The sequence below is a fragment of the Coprothermobacter proteolyticus DSM 5265 genome, from assembly GCF_000020945.1.
Classification (GTDB): domain Bacteria; phylum Coprothermobacterota; class Coprothermobacteria; order Coprothermobacterales; family Coprothermobacteraceae; genus Coprothermobacter; species Coprothermobacter proteolyticus.
Genome location: NC_011295.1, coordinates 483,374 through 499,987, shown reverse-complemented (window position 1 = coordinate 499,987; position 16,614 = coordinate 483,374). Strand labels below are relative to the sequence as shown.

Below are 16,614 nucleotides of genomic sequence, written 5' to 3'. Positions count from 1 at the left end.
TAAAGACTTCACGCTCCTGCGTTGTACAGGTAAAGAACAATCTGTTTACGGGATGTCAGCAGGCGGCTCCGTTTCAAACCATTTTTGGTAGAGCTCAGCATACTTGCCCTCCTCCTTTAGTTGTATAAGGGCATTGTTAATTTTTTCTACGAGTTCCGTGTTACCCTTCTTGACTGCAATGCCATAATACTCCTCTGTTTCAATTGTGAATGCAACCTTAAGCGGAAGATTAGGGTTCCTCAACAAAAAATAACTACTAACAGGTAGATCATTAACTACTGCATCTAGACGACCCGTATTCAAGTCTAAGAAGGCTTGGTCAGGACTCTCGTAGGTATATACTCCCCCCTTGTCAGAAACTAACTCCCGAGCAAGCAGCTCTCCTGTGGTACCAAGCTGAACCCCGATCGTTTTGTCAGCAAGATCTTCCCTACTTAAAATGCCCACGTTGCTTTCCTGAACTACCACAGCTTGATCAGACCTAAAGTAGGGTCTCGAGAAATCCACTTCTTCCTGCCGTGAAGCTGTAATAGTCATTGCAGAAATGACAGCATCATACTTACCTGTCTGCAAAGAAGCTACTAAACCGGCAAAATCAGCATTCTCCCACTTCACCTCATACCCAATCTTCTCAGCAATAGCATTCATTAGCTCAATATCAAAGCCAGCAAAGTTACCATTTTCGTCAATGAATTCCAAAGGAGGAAAGTCAGCCGCTGTGCCAACTACTAAAGTGTTGGCAGACTGTTGACTGCTACACCCCAACAAGATAGCCCCCACCACTAATAACAAGACAAACGTCCTTTTCATCAGTGCACCTCCATCCATAGGGCACGTGTGTTGTATATGCACCCCTTAGGTCTAATTATATAGCCCACCTTATGGAAGCCGAAGTACATACTCTAACGCAGTTGCCGGATCCACTTTGATGTCAGGGTCTATACCGTAGTTATTAATAACTTTGCCATTTGGAGTCCGGAATTCGAATGTAGTCAAATACAGTAAAGACCCATCCTCAAGATCAAAAAGTGTTTGTCCCACGCCCTTACCGAATGTCCGCTCACCCACAATGGTGGCTCTTTTATTGTCTTGCAGAGCTCCCGCAAGCATTTCTGCAGCGCTGGCAGAGTACTTGTCTACCAGAACATACAGTCTACCAGTATAAATCTGGGGCGTCTCCGCATCGATTACCGTCGTTTGTTCGTTATCACGATACAAAAACACTGGTTTTGTACCCATGAGCATACCAGCAACATCTACTAGCGACTCCACCAATCCACCTGGGTTCCCTCTTAAATCAATGACAAGTTTGGGAGCCTTAACACTACCCATGACTTGCCTAAATTCGCTAGGAGTAGTTTCAGTGAATTGGTCAATCTGGAGCACAGCAACGGTAGTAGTATTCATGATTAATGAAACAGTGGGAACCACTATGCGAAGCCTTTGAATAGTAAACGTTAAAGTCTTATCAGCCCGTTTTACGGTGACTTTCACATAAGTTCCCTCTTCGCCTTTAAGAAGCGAGCTTATAACCTCTATCGGTGCTGATGACACATCTACATCATCCACCTTGATAATGAGATCCCCAGCTTGCATACCTGCTTTCTGAGCAGGCGATCCCGGAACCACTTTAACCACAACAACACCATTTGCTGACTCCTGTAGGTAAACCCCAATGCCTACAAATGCACCCTGAAGTGCCTCGAGAATTTGTTTTGCCTCACTGGGATCATAAAAGCTGGAGTAAGGGTCTTGGAGGCTATTGACTGCACCTTTGGCGGCAGCGTAAACTACCGTGGATGTCTTTTCAGGATACAAATACTCTTCTTTTATCGTCTTTATGGTAGTTACCAAAGCCTGCATCTCAGGATTGTCTAAAACCTGTAGATACGACAAACTGTCCTGCAGGTTATCTCTTAGTGTTTGGTTTTCCGAAACCAAATCTGGAACATAGGGAAAAGTGACAATCGCTTTTCTGGCTTGGTTATCCCACCTTACATCTACCCCTATGAGTTCGGAAATGTCCCTTACTGGAACCAGCAAGCGCCCCTGCACCAAAACTGGTGATGCTGTCAATTTGTAGCTCTTCCCATCGAAAATAGCTGTGGAGCTATTTGGAAAAAGCTCTAACGTGTGGTTGCTGTAACTAAGTGCTGGCGCCACACTAAGTAAAACTGCCAGCAGTAAAAAGAAGGCAAGCTTATTGCCGTTTTTTCTAACCATGGTCACCGCCTCATTGCCTTAGTATTTTTCTGTTTTCTTTTATGGTAAAGTGTAACATAATGCTACGGGGAATCATCTAATATTATAGGATGAAGCGATATGCGGTAAAAAACAACTTATTTGCTAATGTGACTACAGTTGCGTGTGTCGTGGAGCGTAGTTACAGGCATATGGAAACAAAGAGGAGGTGTAAAGTGAATTACTACTACTTATTGGGTCTAGTAGGAGCTTATCTATATGGTGCCATGCCCTTCGGTTATTTGATCGCCTTAAGTAAAGGCGTTGATATCAGGAAAATTGGGTCTGGGAACATCGGTACCACAAATGTTTACAGAGCACTCGGCGTAGTCTTTGGTGCCATGACTTTACTTCTAGATCTGTCAAAAGGCTTTATACCGTCATACTTGGCATTTCACTATTTCTCAGGGCTGACGCCTCTCCAGCAATGGCTACTGTTTTTAGCGCCCATAATCGGACACTGTTTTTCCGTGTTTCTGAGGTTTAAGGGTGGTAAAGGTGTTGCTACAAGCGTAGGAGCTTTACTAGGCTTTGATATAAGATTGGTGCTAATGTTCGTGGCGGTTTGGCTGGTGACTTTCTTACCCACTCGCTGGGTTTCCTTAGGATCCATACTGGGAATTTGGTCCGTCTTTATCTTTGCATTTGCCATATTACCATTCTTCCCGTGGGCACTTCTTTTTCTAGCTTTCTTCATTACGTGGCGCCATAAGGACAATATCCGCCGACTCATGGCTGGAAGTGAAAACAAAACCTTTTTACCTTGGGAACAAAAGAAGGCTGCCGCAGGTAACAGTTAGCAAGTTGCAGATGTGGCTTTATCTATGCTAATATATATGTTGCTGTAATTGGATACCTTGATAACCATAATAAGATGGAGGGGTAGTCTAATTGGTAAGGCACCGGACTTGAAATCCGGCGGCCCGGAAGGGCCTTGTGGGTTCGAGTCCCACCCCCTCCGCCAAAATATGTATTAAAAGGAGGACCTGACAAGCATGTACGCTTTACTGGAAATTAGAGGAAAACAGTATAAAGTAAAGGAAAACTCAACCATACTAGTACCTGGCTGGGAAGAAATCAAACCGGAGGAAGTAAAAGTCCTCATGGTAAAGGACGAAGCGAATACGGTAGTGGGAACACCTTTTGTGGAAGGCGCTGAGATAGAGCTCGAACCCGTGAAGCAGATTCGTACAAAGAAAATCAAGGTGAGACGTTTCAAAGCGAAAGTAAATTACCACAGGAAAAAATCACACAGGATACGTTACACCATTTTGCGAATCAATGGCATTAAAACGTCTGTGTTAACGGAGGGATAAGAAACCATGGCACATCATAAGGGCGGAGGTTCTTCAAGAAACGGCAAAGATTCTAACCCGCAGTATTTGGGCGTGAAAGCTTACGGCGGAGAAAAAGTAAAACCCGGTAGCATCATCGTTAGGCAGAGAGGAAATCACTTCTGGCCAGGGAAAAACGTAGGTCAGGGAAAGGATTTCACCTTGTTCGCACTGGCTGAAGGCGTAGTTCAGTTCGAGAAAAAGGGCGGAAAGAAATTCGTCAGTGTGATTCCTAACGAACAAAAGTAATGATATTCATTGACACTGCGGAAATCATTGTTTACGGTGGAAAGGGCGGCGATGGAGCCGCCTCTTTTCGTCGTGAGAAATTCATTGAAAAAGGCGGACCTGACGGCGGAGATGGGGGCAAAGGCGGCGATGTATACCTGGTAACCGACCCTGCCCTTCTCACATTGTATGACTTCAAGTACCAAAAGGAGTTTCGGGCTGAAGACGGTGAACCAGGTAGATCTCAAAAACAGTTCGGGAAAGATGGAAAGGACCTCTTCATACGCATACCAGTGGGCGTCATAGTTGCTGACTTGGAAACTCAAACTGTGGTCGATATGGACAAACCAGGAATGAAACTGCTAGTAGCTAGAGGCGGTCGAGGCGGAAAAGGCAATGCGCGCATGGCTACTGCCACTAGACGAGCACCGCGTTTCCGTGAGCTGGGGCATGAAGGAGAAATGCGCAGACTCCGTTTAGAACTAAAACTGGTTGCCCATGTGGGGCTTGTGGGGTTACCTAACGCTGGAAAATCGTCACTCATATCCGTCATAAGTAAGGCAAAACCAGAAATAGCTCCCTACCCCTTCACCACGCGATCTCCAGTACTGGGAATTGTTAAAAAGGCTGAACAATCATTTGTAGTAAGCGACGTTCCAGGGCTCATAGAGGGAGCTCATGAAGGAAAAGGACTTGGCCTAACCTTCTTAAGGCATGTTGAACGCACCAAAGTACTGGCCATTGTCATTGATGCAGCAGCCATCGATGGTTATGAACCCATGCAAGCCTATGAAACGATTATTGGTGAGCTTCGAGCTTATAACCCTAACTTACTGGAAAAACCGCGAGTTCTAGTTTTAAACAAAATCGATCTACTGCAGCCAGAGCACATTGATCAGCTAAAAGTGCAGTTTGCTGACAAAGAATCACACGTGGTGCTTACAAGCGCGGCCACAGGCGAAGGCACTAATCAATTAGTAGACGTTTTATTTGAACTTATTTCGCCCACATTATCAACAGAGGAACCCACTGCAGAATTCATGACAATGGAGCTTCCACCTTTGCCAGAGGATTTCTCCATTCGTAGAGAAGATGAATACTGGGTAGTTGAAGGCAGATGGGCACGGTACATATCCAGATACGATACCACCCAACCTTGGGATTTTCAGTATGTACAAAGAGAGATAAGACGTAAGAAACTTGAGGAAATGCTAAGGCAAATGGGTGCAAAAGAAGGAGAAACCGTAGTCATACATGATAAAGCCTTTGAAATCCTCTAGAACTGGCCTTCTTGCAGGTGTTTTTGATCCTGTTCACATAGGTCATCTGTTCATGGCCCACCTAGCCATGGAAGCCGCTAATCTTGACAGGGTTTGGTTTGTCCCTACTCACATACCTCCACACAAAGACAGCGCGAAAGTCCCCTACTTTCACCGCGTCAACATGTTGGAGATGGCGCTAAAAGAGGAACCCAAATTTGTGCTCATGGAATTGGAAAGAGAAGCCAGACCCACATATTCATATGAAACCATTTTGTCAGTAAAGCACGTGCTTGGTGAAAAGCCCTACTTCATATTAGGCAGTGATGAATGGGAAGAGTTGCACAACTGGCGCAGGTATGACTTACTCGTAAAAAATGCTATTTTCATCGTAGTCCCGAGAAAACCAATAACTGTAGCCAGACCAGAAGCAGAAGCCATCTTTACGGACATGACGCCGATAAACGTCTCCTCGACGTACATAAGACAAAGAGTAGCTAAGGGAAAACCCATAACTTATTTAGTACCAAAAACAGTGGAAACATATATTCACGAAAACCACCTTTACTACCCATAGAGCAAAAAAGAAAAGAAAGGAGGTGAACAGACGTTGGATCAGGACGTGGAAGCCATTCAGAGGCTTCTTGACGAGAAAAAAGCCGAAAACATAAAAATCGTTGACATAAGAGCCCTGGACACCATAGCAGATTATTTCATTATTTGCACTGCGAACTCACTCACCCATAGCCAATCACTGGCAGACTCATTGGAAGAGCTACTGGATAAAAAGAACATCACCTACCGCGTTGAAGGTTATACTCCAGGTGATTGGGTGCTTGTAGACATAGGCGACATCGTAGTTCACATTTTCACGCAAAGAGCCAGGGAATATTACGATATTGAGTCACATTGGACAAGCATGGTAGAATATGTAAAGAGTAGACGAGGCAGCCGCAACCAAAAGGTTGAGGAAAGTCCGAGCTCCACAGAGCAGGATGCTGGGTAACACCCAGTGAGGGCGACCTCAAGGAGAGTGCCACAGAAAACAAACCGCCTACCCAAATGTTTGGGTAGGTAAGGGTGAAAAGGCGGGGTAAGAGCCCACCGCAGCACTGGCGACAGTGCTGGCACGGTAAACCCCATCCGGAGCAAGGCCAAGCAGCCAGCTGTGACCCTGCTCGGCGAGCTGGCGGGTAGGCCGCTGGAGCTTGCTGGCAACAGCAAGCCAAGATAAATGGTTGCCACCCACCAAAACTTTTGAAGGCAACGCGGTTTTGGTGGGAACAGAACTCGGCTTACCGTCTACTCGTAGTTGCCACTGTAAAATGGAATAAGAAGGCGAGAGGATATCATGAACACTCTGAATTACAGAGTTTCCTCTCGCCTTTTTGTTTTATTTTGCAAATAGATCGATGAGCACGGGCAAGCCCATTTGCACAAAAATGGGTATGAGGATGAGGGACACTACCGTGCTTAACTTCATAAGTATGTTAATGGAGGGGCCAGCTGTATCCTTTAGCGGATCACCCACCGTGTCACCTATTACTGCGGCATGGTGGGCCTCAGAACCTTTACCACCTAAGAAACCACCTTCGATAAGCTTCTTTGCGTTATCCCAAGCGCCACCTGCATTTGCCATGTAAACGGCCATCACAAATCCACTAACAGTTTGGCCAATAAGTACGCCACCGACCCCTTCAACACCAAGCAAGAAGTAGGAAGCCAGAGGCAGAATAAGTGCCAACAGAGCAGGTACTACCATGTTTTTAAGAGCATGACTAGTACTAATACTCACGCAGACTACATAATCTGGATTGGCTTGGCCTGAAAGCAAACCAGGAATTTCTTTAAACTGACGTCTGACCTCTTTTACGATGACAAAAGCAGTCCTGGAAACGGCATTGATGACAATGGAAGAGAAAAGAAACGGTGAAGCCGCTCCTACCATGACCCCTGTGAGCACCTTGGGGTCTGAGACATCCAAAGCCTTAATCCCCACAGCACTGTTGAATGCAGCAAACAGAGCCAATGCCGTTAGCGCGGCTGAAGCGATAGCAAAACCTTTCCCCATGGCAGCAGTGGCATTACCTAAAGCGTCCAAACCATCAGTAACCTCACGCACCTGAGGAGAAAAATGCGCCATCTCAGCTATGCCCCCAGCGTTATCAGCCACGGGACCGTAGGCATCTACCGACAAAGAATACGCCAGAGTGCAAAGCATACCAACGCCAGCTAAAGCAATACCGAACAGCCCTGCGCTGAGGTACGCGACAATTGTGGCTAGGCCTACAAGCAAGACTGGCAAAAAGGTGGATTGCATGGCAATCGCCATACCAGAAAGAATGTTGGTAGCTGCTCCAGTCTCGCTAGCTTTAGCTATTTCCTTTATGGGCGCGCCCATGGTGTAGTAATCTGTAATAAACCCAATGGCTATGCCCACAATCATGCCTGCCACCGTTGAAACAACATATGACCAGCTTGCACCAGTCCACATGGGAATAAGGCAAACAAAACCCACAGCCAGCAGCGTCACCAATATACTACCCATTCTAAACACGTTCGCAGGCTCCATGTGGGAGCGAGAGGATATGCCTCTCACAAGTAATATGGTGAACCAGGAGGAAAGTGCACCCAAAGACACGGCCCACAAGACAAAACTTAAGCCGACCATGTTTTTCTCAGCCAAAGCCAAAACAATGCAAGCGACGATGGACCCCACATAGGACTCGTACAAGTCTGCTCCCATACCGGCAACATCACCCACATTATCACCAACGTTATCTGCGATGACTGCGGGATTCCGGGGGTCGTCTTCAGGTATGTTAGCCTCAACCTTTCCTACTAGGTCAGCCCCAACGTCAGCAGCTTTAGTAAAAATGCCACCACCCACACGAGCAAATAAAGCAACAAAAGAAGCGCCCAAACTAAAACTACTAACAATGCCTCCGGCTTTTTCAAAACCACCAAAAACGAAAACCACAAGCCCCAGCCCTAGTAAACCGAAGGCAACTACGGTCATGCCCATGACTGATCCAGCTGAAAAAGCAACAGAAAGCGCATCTCCACTGCCTCTCCTAGCAGCTTCTGTGGTGCGTACATTTGCCAATGTAGCGATCTGCATACCAATGTAGCCCGCCGCAATGGAGAATAGAGCACCTGCCAAGAAGGCAATGGCTGACTTATAACCTGTGAGCAGAGCTAGTACAATAAAAAGTACAACAATCCATGGAAACATAACCTTGTACTCACTGGACAAGAACGCCTTTGCACCATCGTGGATGTGACCGCTTATCTGTGCTGCTAAAGCGTTTTCCACTTTTATGCCCAGAATCCAGCGAGCGTTAAGAATAACCGTGAGCAGCAAAAGCACTGCAACCGCAAAAAACTCGAGCACACTCTCCCCTCCCCTTTTAACTTTCAGTTAATATAACATAACTAGAATTATACCAAGAATACTGCGCTGGTGTAAGATGTTAATATGAAGCGATATAAGGTCATAAAAGGATTGGACGTGTGTGTTGAGACAGAGACAGAAGCAGAAGGAACCAGTAAAGAAAAGTGTGGACAAATACGCTTACCGAGAGAAGTGATTGACTGGCAGCAGGTTTTGGAAGATGTCTGGAAAGGCCTCCTAACTAACAAAGATGGCACTGTGGTAGTGACTAGCAATTTGGAAAATGCTTTGTTTTTCTCGAATCTTTTCTTGCAGAGCTTAGGTTATACCCCTCAGAGAGCCGCCTTGGAGTTGCAGAGCGTTTTTGAGTTACCAGAGCCCCCCTCATTTGGAAGTTCTGATTGCCACTGCACACTGCCCAAAACGGTAGGTTTTCAGTTCATGCGCTTTAAGAAGATAGTCGAAAACCTCAGAGAAAGATGCCCATGGGACCGAGAAGTTACTCCGTACCAGTTAGTCACATTGAGCCGTGAAGAACTTAGTGAGCTCATGGAAGCTATTTCCAACCAAGATATGGATAATTACGCTGAAGAACTGGGCGACTTGTGGCTACATTTGCTGCTTCATAGCGTCATCGCAGAAGAAAATGACGCCTTCGAACTGGCGGATGTTCTTACTAAAGCTTCAGAGAAAGCGATCTCGAGGCATCCACATGTGTTTGCATCTGATCATGACGCTGATGCAGCCACCGTATTAAGCAAATGGCAGGAACGTAAAGGTAAAAATAGCGATGACGAATCTGTCCCGCCCAACGTGTTTACCTGGGCACTTCGCCTGCAAGATGAGGCTCATCACCACGGCTTGGATTGGGAAGACCCTATGCAACTAAAAGACAAACTCGAGGAAGAGTTTGAAGAACTTCGCTGTGCTTTTGAGAGCGGACAAACCCAGAGTATGAAGGACGAAGTAGGTGACCTTCTGTTCACGGTAGTAAACCTAGCCAGACTTTTGAACGTGGACCCAGAAGATGCTCTTCTCCATAGTAGCAAGAAATTCCAGAGGCGTCTAAAGTACGTAACTGAGCATCAAGCTGAAAATGATCTAGAAACGCTGTGGGAAGAATCAAAGAATGAGGCTGGATAAGTTTCTCAAAGAAAGCGGTATCATTAAGCGACGCACGTTAGCACAAAGAATAATTCAGGCAGGTTACGTTAAAATAAACGGCAAATTAGCAAAACAATCGGATCCTGTGAAAGTCGACGACATGATCGAAGTGGATACACCTGTGGCTTATACGCGCTATGTGGTGATAAACGTGGAACGCCCCTCAAAAGCAGAACTCCAAGAAAGAATCAAGAAAACAGATGATTTTTCGTAATACCCGTATAGTAAGTAGTATCTTGATTTTGCAGATCAAAGGAGGCAAGAAATGAACATAGAAACATTGAACACTGAATTTCCTTCGCTTTACGTAAAAAGAGACACTAGCGTTTTTTCTATAACCATTGCCATACCAGGCGGAGCTATGGCTGAAGAAGAAGGCCAATACGGATACGCACATTTACTGGAACATATGCTCTTTAGAGGAACGCGCACTTACGCAACAAGCAAGGATTTAGCCATGGAGATAGAAGGTGTAGGCGGACGTTACAACGGTTTCACTACTTATGATGCCATATACCTAACAGCAACCGTACCTGCAAACTACTGGCAAAATGCTGTGAAAGTTTTGTTCAGCCTAGCTTACGAGCCTTTATTAGAAGAAACTGCTCTTTCCACTGAAAAACAGGTTGTTATAAGCGAGATCCAGATGGCACAAGACCAGCCCGAGGAGAGAGCTTATTCACATCTGCAGAAAACGATGTGGAATGGCCATCGTTTGCGTGAAGACGTTATTGGCAGGCGGAAAGACATCGAGAACGCCACCAAAACCAAACTCTACATTTTCTGGGAAAAGTTGATCTACCAAAAGCCCTGTGTGGCCATAGCCGGCCCCATTGACGGTAAAGTGTTGGAGAGCTTCCTTAGGAATGTTTACATTCCTTCCCCGTTGGTGGATCCCATTAAGCATATGGAAAGACCAGAGTTCACTCCGGGTAGCTCAAGAATTAAAGAAGACACACAACAGACCTATTATAGGCTTGCTTTGCAAGCTTGTGAAGCAGCAAGGGATGACATCTTTGTCTACCAACTCATATCAAACATTCTCGGTGGATCCAGCTTTAGTCAGTTGTTTTTGCGCATACGTGAAGAAGAAGGCCTTAGCTATTCAGTGTACTCCACGGTGGAAGCAACTTCGGTAGCAGGTGCATTAATTGTTTCTTGTGATTTGAAACCAAAGGGGCTAGACAGAACAAAGAGTATTATTCAAGAGGAGATAGAAAGGCTTTCACAAGCAAAGCTCACGGTGGATGAACTGGATAGGTTTAAGAGGTTCACCGTTGGCGCTTACACCATGAGCTTGGAATCCACCTCAAGTATTTCTCTGCTTTTGGCAGACAGATTTGTTACCCGAAACCGTGTCTGGGACCCTCAAAGCGAAATTCAGTACATTAACAGCATTAGTGTGGACCTTATCAGTGAAAACCTGAAACACAGTATGGAAGCCGGATCTGCTGAAGTAATCCTGGGACCCTAATGGGTCTCAGGTTCGGGTCTGTAAGAAAGAAAAGTGAAAAGCATAACCATGTTCATGAGAAGAGCAGACCCACCATAGCTTATGAAAGGCAGCGGAATACCAGTTATGGGCATAAGTCCCAAATTCATTCCAATGTTTACCGCAAATTGGATAAGCCAGGCGCATAGGACAATAAAACAGAACTCTTTCTGCTTACTATCAGGAACAAAGAACGCAAATCCTACCCCGCCCAAGACAAAAGAGCACATGAGCGCCAACAAGCTCACCGCACCCCAAAAACCCAGTACGTAGGAAATCGTTGCAAATATGAAGTCGGCATGGTCAACAGGCAGATAGCCATAATAAAGAAAATAGGCATTATCAAGGCCTTTACCCTTTAAACCACCACTTCCAATGGCTGTCCATGCTTGAATTAGATTGTAGCCAGAACCAGAAGGATCATCGAAGGGATTTAAAAAGCTGAGAAGACGACGTTTTTGGTATTCCTTAAGAGCTTTATCCCAAAGAATTGGAAAGGCCAAGATTACCATGTAAAGCCCTGAAAGTAAAATGCCCCAGTTAACACCTTCAATAACTAAGTAGGCTATAAACTCCACCAGCAAGACAATGCTAGTCCCTAAATCTGGCTGAACTAGCACCAGTACCACATAAGACATAGCACCAACAAGACTTATGGCCCACTTCTTAACACCACTGAAGCGACCATTTATCCAAACAAGAAGCAGGGGTAAAGACAACTTTGCAAGCTCTGAAGGTTGAAATTGAAAAGAGCCAAAGGATATCCATCTCTGGGCACCATAAGCCTCTTCACCCATGACCAAAGTGATCAAAAGTAAAATCACACTGACAACTGCCAAATATGGAGCAACTTTTAGCACGTAAGCAAACCCCACATACAGAATAATAAGACCCACCAAGAGTCCCGCCGCAAAAGCAATCAGTTGGGTTCTGACATAATCAGTCATGAAGCCGCTAAACTCATAGCCAGGTTGCGTAGCTGCAGAGATACCTACTAAACCAAAGAAAACCAAAGCAAAAGCACTAACGACACAGATCAAACCAAAAACTAGCCTTATTTTCACCGTCTACTCTTTTGGCCCCTCACAGGAACTCTTATGCTGAGCAGTAATCTGCCATTGTCCAACTTATCTGTGCAAATTTCAGCCGCACCAGTCTCAATGTCAGCATAGCGCTTTACCACCGTCAGAATCTCTTTCTCCATCTGCTCCAGGTCAGCATTATCAAATATTCCACGATCATGTATGAGCATGACCTCAAGACGCTGCTTAGCATCATTTTTCGTGTGCCGCCCAAACAAGTCAGTGAACCAAGACATTATCCCTCACCTCTGAGAAAGCCGAATAGAGACCAAAAGCCTCTTGATTTCTTAGTTTCTTGAGGAACATACTCGGGATCCAGCAGTTTATGGGCAATGTTCGTGTAAGCACGTGCCACCGCTGAGTTCGGATACTTATAAACCAGTGGATCCCCTTGGTTTACCGCTTGAACAATGAGTGTGTCCTCTGGAACCACACCAAGAAGTGGTATTTCCAACAGATCCAGAATATCCTGGGGTGAAAGCATATTACCCTGCCGTACCAAGGTCTGGTTTAGCCTGTTTACTACTACGCCGTCCACAGATACTCGATAGTTCTCCAAGAGCCCGACCACTCGATCCACATCACGAATACTGGGAACTTCAGGCACAGTTACCACTACTGCTCGGTCAGCAAAACGACTACTAATTCTAAAACCGTGCTCAATGCCAGCAGGGCTGTCCACAAGTACGTATTCGAACAACGCTTTTGCCTCTTCCACCACTTCACTAAACTTCTCCTCAGGTACATCCTCCTTAAAGTGGCTCTGCGAAGCTGCCAATAAGAACAAATTGTCAGGTAATCTTTTGTCTTTAACTAAAGCATCTTCAAGTTCAATCCTGTTGGTTATCACATCGAACAAGTCGTAGACAACCCTCCGTTCTAACCCAAGCACGCTGTCCAGATTCTTAAGGCCAATATCTCCATCAATGAGAAGCACTTTCTTACCAAGGGAAGCCAGGGCGTACCCCACATTAGCTGTTATTGTGGTTTTACCTACGCCTCCCTTTCCAGATGTCACTACAATACACTGCCCAGCCATTGACTCATCCTCCTCCCTACTTGTTTTTCATCAGAAAACACTTCTACTGCGTCAGGGTCAGCATCTGTGATTAGGATCCACGCAGGAGAAGAAATATCCACGTAAAGCACATCGCCCACCTGAACCGAGGCCCCTTCACTTTGTTTCATGAGCACAAAGGAACCCTCAGGGACAATAACCTTGCCTGAAGCCTTCCCCATGACGATGACGCAAAGAGCCTTTATTACAGCATCCTTATGGAGATCACCCCACAGAAGCACACCTTCTCCCAAGTTAATGCTCTTCCCACTTCTGAGCGGACCAACCACGACCCGAAAAACCACGTCGCCAGTAGTGTTAGGAATTCCCTTCTTTTTGCTATCTTGGGCTGTGACGCGGTGCCCCGTTGCTGACCTGCTAGCATTTCCATACATCATTTCCTTTTTGTTTTCTTTTTGCTTCTCCTCGTATTTCACGAGGCTGGTACGGAACCCCAGAGCACTGAGCTTCTTTCCAACAGTTATTAAGGCTTTTTCATCCAAAGCAGATTTCACAAAAAGATTGTGGCCCTGCAATAGATCAGCATAGGACTGCAAGTACTTAGCCAGTATGGTAGATAGTTCTTCAGGGTTATCCCCTTGGTACTCCACCAAATACCCATCTCTTAACCCAGTTAACTTAACGTACTGCTGATTTTCCACGGAAATAACCCTCCATGACCGTTTTAGTAATTTTAACAGGCTCTGTATCTGTAGTATAAAGCCTTAAGGATACCACCATTATCTCAGGATTATTACGATTTGCATATGCAATAAGCCACTTATGGTATTTGTTCGCTCTCTCAGTCTCAGCAGTACCGCTCTTGCCAGCCGCCGTATACATACTGGACTTTAGCCCCGTGAGCAAACCCCAGTCCACGCCTGCTTCCATACCATTCCTGATGACGGGAAACCAGTTTTTGTAAATGGTGGATTGAGGGCGTGACTCGGGTTCAGCTTTAAATACCACCGTCTTACCGTCGCGAACTTCCTTTAGGAACCTGAACTTGTAAAGTTCACCGTCGTTAATAATCTGTTGATACACCTGAGCCATAAGCATGGGCGAAACCGCCACATAACCTTGACCAATACTGGTGTTCACTGTATCTCCTGGATACCAAGGCTCGCCTACCACTTCCTTTTTCCACTGCTGATTAGGAATAATTCCCTTGCTAACAGCATCATACTCTATCCAAGGATAATCAGTAAGGCCCATAGTCTTTGCTACCTCGTAAATCTTATCTATGCCGGTGCGTAACCCAACCGTCCCGAAATACACATTGTTGGACACAGCGAGTCCTTTCTCAAAGTCAACCTTGCCCCAACTTCTGTGACGGTAGTTCCAGACCCGAGCGGAACCAAGCTGAAGGTAACCGGGATCATTAATGGTGAAGTCAGGCGTTATAGCGTGATAATAGAGTCCAGCTAAGCCTGTTACCACCTTGAAAGTGGACCCAGGAGGAATCTGAGACATGGTCATTCTGTTTACTAAGCTGCTGTTCTTCTCATACTCTTTCCACGTTGCACTGTCAATACCTTTCACAAACACATTTGGGTCAAAGCTGGGCTTAGAAACCAAAGCATAAATGCTACCATCCCTTGGATTGGCTGCTATGACTCCACCAACTTCGTTTGCAACCGCATCCCAGGCCACTTTCTGCAAATCCATATCAACAGTGAGGTACACGTCATACCCCTTTACTGGCGTTGAAACCAACTTTTCCTTAACCACGCGTCCGGTAACATCAACCAAGACCTCAGTTATGCCAGGCTGGCCTCTTAAGTAGCTGTCAAAAACCTTTTCCGCAGCCATTTTTCCTACAATGCTACTTGGCCGCAAATTTTCATCACGCTGCAGATCTTCCTTGGAGGCCATTCCCACATAGCCAGTGATAAAAGCACCCAGTTGCCCATAAGGGTAAACACGTTTGGAGCCTAAAACCAGTTTTATGGCAGGATCATGGTTTTCTACTTCCAGAACCTTTAAGCGGTTAGATTCTGATATATCCTGTATGACAACCATGGGCTGAAAGGGATAAAGTTTGCTGTTTTCAAAGGCGGCTTCCACATCTTCTGCTTTGGCGCCCAGCTTAAACAGGTTTTCTTTAGTCGTAGTTGCATTTTTTGACAAAGCGGGCACCACAGCCACATTGTATGCAGTCTGGTCGTAAGCAAGAACTCTGCCCTTTGTATCTAAAATCCGTCCCCTGATGGGCTCTTCAGTCACATAGCGTGTGTAATTGTTTTTCTCCCTGGTCGCATAGTAGTCATACTGCTGAATTTGGAGAAAGTGAAGCCGCCAAATAAACCCGCCCGCAATGAGTACTACCAGCAAACCCAGAGCATAAAAGGCCCTATTCCGCATCAGCCCACGCCTCCACCACAATGAGTGGAAGCACCAGTAGTGTCCACCAATTTATGATGAATCCCCACAATACCAACATAATTGACATAGAAACAGCTAGTTTTTTCCAACTCCACTCAAAAATATCTGCCAAAAGTAACAGCCCCACAGTACAAACGCAAAACGGGTGCATGAACGCCCCATCAAACCCCAAAGCAAGAAAGAACACCAAGAGCCAAGACCAAAATCCATAGCTACTCAAAAGCGCTTTGACTCGCATCACCACCAAAGGAGGAAAAAACATCGTACCAGTAATCAAGAAAAATATGCTTTCTACCATGTTTTACTCCATAGTTTCAGGCCATATGCTCTAAGATCAACCAGAACCGGATTCGCCTTTATGTACTGTTTGTCAGAAACATCGGTAACTACTGCCGCGAGTAACGGCGTTGCTGTGGGTACTACCACATAGTCGCCTGGCAAAATGTCCTCGTAACCAACCGGTTGGAAGGAAAGTTCACCACCCTTATAAAAAAGCCTGCCCACTGCACCAGTTCTTGATATAAGGCCGGGTACACTAAAAGATTCGTCAAATATGGTGCGAATCACAAACTCGTTACCTACAACTTCGCTGACTTGTCCCACCACAATGTCTGTATCAGTGGTAATTAAATCCCCTACTTGGACCTTACCTCCAGTGGCTATGAGTTCAATGTGTTTTTGATCCCATCTCAAGCCGATGACCTTTACTTCACCAAACCTGACACTATCTGTAACGCTTTGAGCAAGCGCTTTCTCATTTTCCATGAGTTTCTTCTCATAGACAACTTTGCCTTCAGTATTCCACCACCAAAAATCAGAAAAAGTCTCACCGACCCTGTAAATTCCTGTTCTTATCCACAGAAAAGGTTTGGACACATAGCTAAAGAATGTATTCCAGCTGATCGTGGTAAACACAGCCAGAATAAGTAATGCCGCTATGGTCCATTCTATGACCCGGGCAAGATTTACCTTCATTCA

General features: G+C 45.6%; 18 protein-coding genes, 1 tRNA gene, 1 other RNA gene and 1 pseudogene. 11 read left to right on the top strand and 10 right to left on the bottom strand.

What is annotated here, in order from left to right:
* Positions 1-45: 45 nt before the first annotated feature.
* The gene (locus tag COPRO5265_RS02535) at positions 46-810 is read right to left on the bottom strand and encodes a basic amino acid ABC transporter substrate-binding protein (protein ID WP_012544859.1); all 765 of its coding nucleotides are present in this window, start codon (positions 808-810) and stop codon (positions 46-48) included.
* A gap of 69 nt (positions 811-879) precedes the next feature.
* A complete protein-coding gene (locus COPRO5265_RS02530) occupies positions 880-2,223 on the bottom strand; it encodes a S41 family peptidase (RefSeq protein WP_012544009.1) in 1,344 nt (447 codons plus the stop codon).
* 194 nt (positions 2,224-2,417) lie between these two features.
* On the opposite strand from COPRO5265_RS02530, the gene plsY reads away from it, so the two are divergent.
* From plsY to rnpB, 8 genes and pseudogenes are all read left to right on the top strand, one after another.
* Positions 2,418-3,041, top strand: coding sequence for a glycerol-3-phosphate 1-O-acyltransferase PlsY (gene plsY / locus COPRO5265_RS02525; protein ID WP_012544692.1), 624 nt, complete (start codon positions 2,418-2,420; stop codon positions 3,039-3,041).
* Positions 3,042-3,117: 76 nt separating this feature from the next.
* A tRNA-Ser gene (locus COPRO5265_RS02520) sits at positions 3,118-3,205 on the top strand.
* A 31-nt stretch (positions 3,206-3,236) separates the two neighbouring features.
* Positions 3,237-3,557, top strand: a complete 321-nt coding sequence (rplU, locus tag COPRO5265_RS02515; RefSeq protein WP_012544506.1) for a 50S ribosomal protein L21 — start codon at positions 3,237-3,239, stop codon at positions 3,555-3,557.
* A 6-nt stretch (positions 3,558-3,563) separates the two neighbouring features.
* On the top strand, positions 3,564-3,824 hold the full coding sequence (gene rpmA, locus COPRO5265_RS02510) for a 50S ribosomal protein L27 (RefSeq protein ID WP_012543876.1): 261 nt from the start codon (positions 3,564-3,566) through the stop codon (positions 3,822-3,824).
* The gene (gene obgE, locus COPRO5265_RS02505; RefSeq protein ID WP_012544732.1) at positions 3,824-5,083 is read left to right on the top strand and encodes a GTPase ObgE; all 1,260 of its coding nucleotides are present in this window, start codon (positions 3,824-3,826) and stop codon (positions 5,081-5,083) included. Before rpmA ends, obgE begins: the two co-directional genes overlap by 1 nt.
* The gene (gene nadD / locus COPRO5265_RS02500) at positions 5,058-5,639 is read left to right on the top strand and encodes a nicotinate (nicotinamide) nucleotide adenylyltransferase (protein ID WP_012543839.1); all 582 of its coding nucleotides are present in this window, start codon (positions 5,058-5,060) and stop codon (positions 5,637-5,639) included. The genes obgE and nadD overlap by 26 nt, the downstream gene beginning before the upstream one ends.
* A 45-nt stretch (positions 5,640-5,684) precedes the next feature.
* Positions 5,685-5,963, top strand: a pseudogene (rsfS, locus tag COPRO5265_RS07680) (ribosome silencing factor); the annotation flags it as partial.
* 34 nt (positions 5,964-5,997) lie between these two features.
* An RNA gene (rnpB, locus tag COPRO5265_RS07435) (RNase P RNA component class A) lies at positions 5,998-6,375 on the top strand.
* 80 nt (positions 6,376-6,455) lie between these two features.
* Here rnpB and COPRO5265_RS02490 read toward each other — a convergent pair.
* Positions 6,456-8,456 carry a sodium-translocating pyrophosphatase gene (locus COPRO5265_RS02490; RefSeq protein WP_012544305.1) on the bottom strand — a complete coding sequence of 667 codons (2,001 nt, stop codon included), beginning with the start codon at positions 8,454-8,456 and terminating at the stop codon, positions 6,456-6,458.
* Between the two features lie 84 nt (positions 8,457-8,540).
* Here COPRO5265_RS02490 and COPRO5265_RS02485 point away from each other — a divergent pair, with 84 nt between their 5' ends.
* Genes COPRO5265_RS02485 through COPRO5265_RS02475 form a run of 3 tightly spaced genes read left to right on the top strand, consistent with a single transcriptional unit; the run spans position 8,541 to position 11,094 of the window.
* The gene (locus tag COPRO5265_RS02485) at positions 8,541-9,599 is read left to right on the top strand and encodes a MazG family protein (RefSeq protein ID WP_012543471.1); all 1,059 of its coding nucleotides are present in this window, start codon (positions 8,541-8,543) and stop codon (positions 9,597-9,599) included.
* On the top strand, positions 9,586-9,834 hold the full coding sequence (locus COPRO5265_RS02480) for a S4 domain-containing protein (protein WP_012544513.1): 249 nt from the start codon (positions 9,586-9,588) through the stop codon (positions 9,832-9,834). Before COPRO5265_RS02485 ends, COPRO5265_RS02480 begins: the two co-directional genes overlap by 14 nt.
* A gap of 51 nt (positions 9,835-9,885) precedes the next feature.
* Positions 9,886-11,094 carry a M16 family metallopeptidase gene (locus COPRO5265_RS02475; protein ID WP_012543703.1) on the top strand — a complete coding sequence of 403 codons (1,209 nt, stop codon included), beginning with the start codon at positions 9,886-9,888 and terminating at the stop codon, positions 11,092-11,094.
* Here the strand turns inward: COPRO5265_RS02475 and COPRO5265_RS02470 are convergent.
* From COPRO5265_RS02470 to COPRO5265_RS02440, 7 genes are read right to left on the bottom strand one after another with little or no spacing between them, the layout of a single operon-like run.
* The gene (locus COPRO5265_RS02470; protein WP_012543816.1) at positions 11,091-12,176 is read right to left on the bottom strand and encodes an FtsW/RodA/SpoVE family cell cycle protein; all 1,086 of its coding nucleotides are present in this window, start codon (positions 12,174-12,176) and stop codon (positions 11,091-11,093) included. The two genes, COPRO5265_RS02475 and COPRO5265_RS02470, sit on opposite strands and share 4 nt — an antisense overlap.
* Positions 12,173-12,430, bottom strand: coding sequence for a cell division topological specificity factor MinE (gene minE / locus COPRO5265_RS02465; protein WP_012544784.1), 258 nt, complete (start codon positions 12,428-12,430; stop codon positions 12,173-12,175). The genes COPRO5265_RS02470 and minE overlap by 4 nt, the downstream gene beginning before the upstream one ends.
* Positions 12,430-13,233: a septum site-determining protein MinD gene (gene minD / locus COPRO5265_RS02460; RefSeq protein WP_012544109.1), complete on the bottom strand. Its 804-nt coding sequence runs from the start codon at positions 13,231-13,233 to the stop codon at positions 12,430-12,432. Before minD ends, minE begins: the two co-directional genes overlap by 1 nt.
* Positions 13,212-13,913, bottom strand: coding sequence for a hypothetical protein (locus tag COPRO5265_RS02455; protein ID WP_012544529.1), 702 nt, complete (start codon positions 13,911-13,913; stop codon positions 13,212-13,214). Before COPRO5265_RS02455 ends, minD begins: the two co-directional genes overlap by 22 nt.
* A complete protein-coding gene (gene mrdA / locus COPRO5265_RS02450; RefSeq protein WP_012543502.1) occupies positions 13,891-15,615 on the bottom strand; it encodes a penicillin-binding protein 2 in 1,725 nt (574 codons plus the stop codon). Before mrdA ends, COPRO5265_RS02455 begins: the two co-directional genes overlap by 23 nt.
* Positions 15,605-15,934 carry a hypothetical protein gene (locus COPRO5265_RS02445; RefSeq protein WP_049750675.1) on the bottom strand — a complete coding sequence of 110 codons (330 nt, stop codon included), beginning with the start codon at positions 15,932-15,934 and terminating at the stop codon, positions 15,605-15,607. The genes mrdA and COPRO5265_RS02445 overlap by 11 nt, the downstream gene beginning before the upstream one ends.
* A complete protein-coding gene (locus tag COPRO5265_RS02440) occupies positions 15,928-16,611 on the bottom strand; it encodes a hypothetical protein (RefSeq protein WP_012544539.1) in 684 nt (227 codons plus the stop codon). Before COPRO5265_RS02440 ends, COPRO5265_RS02445 begins: the two co-directional genes overlap by 7 nt.
* Positions 16,612-16,614 lie beyond the last annotated feature (3 nt).

Coding starts and splice junctions, on each gene's coding strand:
- COPRO5265_RS02535 (WP_012544859.1), bottom strand. CDS start 810: ATGAAAAGGACGTTTGTCTTGTTATTAGTGGTGGGGGCTATCTTGTTG.
- COPRO5265_RS02530 (WP_012544009.1), bottom strand. CDS start 2,223: ATGGTTAGAAAAAACGGCAATAAGCTTGCCTTCTTTTTACTGCTGGCA.
- rplU (WP_012544506.1), top strand. CDS start 3,237: ATGTACGCTTTACTGGAAATTAGAGGAAAACAGTATAAAGTAAAGGAA.
- rpmA (WP_012543876.1), top strand. CDS start 3,564: ATGGCACATCATAAGGGCGGAGGTTCTTCAAGAAACGGCAAAGATTCT.
- obgE (WP_012544732.1), top strand. CDS start 3,824: ATGATATTCATTGACACTGCGGAAATCATTGTTTACGGTGGAAAGGGC.
- nadD (WP_012543839.1), top strand. CDS start 5,058: ATGATAAAGCCTTTGAAATCCTCTAGAACTGGCCTTCTTGCAGGTGTT.
- COPRO5265_RS02485 (WP_012543471.1), top strand. CDS start 8,541: ATGAAGCGATATAAGGTCATAAAAGGATTGGACGTGTGTGTTGAGACA.
- COPRO5265_RS02480 (WP_012544513.1), top strand. CDS start 9,586: ATGAGGCTGGATAAGTTTCTCAAAGAAAGCGGTATCATTAAGCGACGC.
- COPRO5265_RS02475 (WP_012543703.1), top strand. CDS start 9,886: ATGAACATAGAAACATTGAACACTGAATTTCCTTCGCTTTACGTAAAA.
- minE (WP_012544784.1), bottom strand. CDS start 12,430: ATGTCTTGGTTCACTGACTTGTTTGGGCGGCACACGAAAAATGATGCT.
- minD (WP_012544109.1), bottom strand. CDS start 13,233: ATGGCTGGGCAGTGTATTGTAGTGACATCTGGAAAGGGAGGCGTAGGT.
- mrdA (WP_012543502.1), bottom strand. CDS start 15,615: ATGCGGAATAGGGCCTTTTATGCTCTGGGTTTGCTGGTAGTACTCATT.
- COPRO5265_RS02445 (WP_049750675.1), bottom strand. CDS start 15,934: ATGGTAGAAAGCATATTTTTCTTGATTACTGGTACGATGTTTTTTCCT.
- COPRO5265_RS02440 (WP_012544539.1), bottom strand. CDS start 16,611: ATGAAGGTAAATCTTGCCCGGGTCATAGAATGGACCATAGCGGCATTA.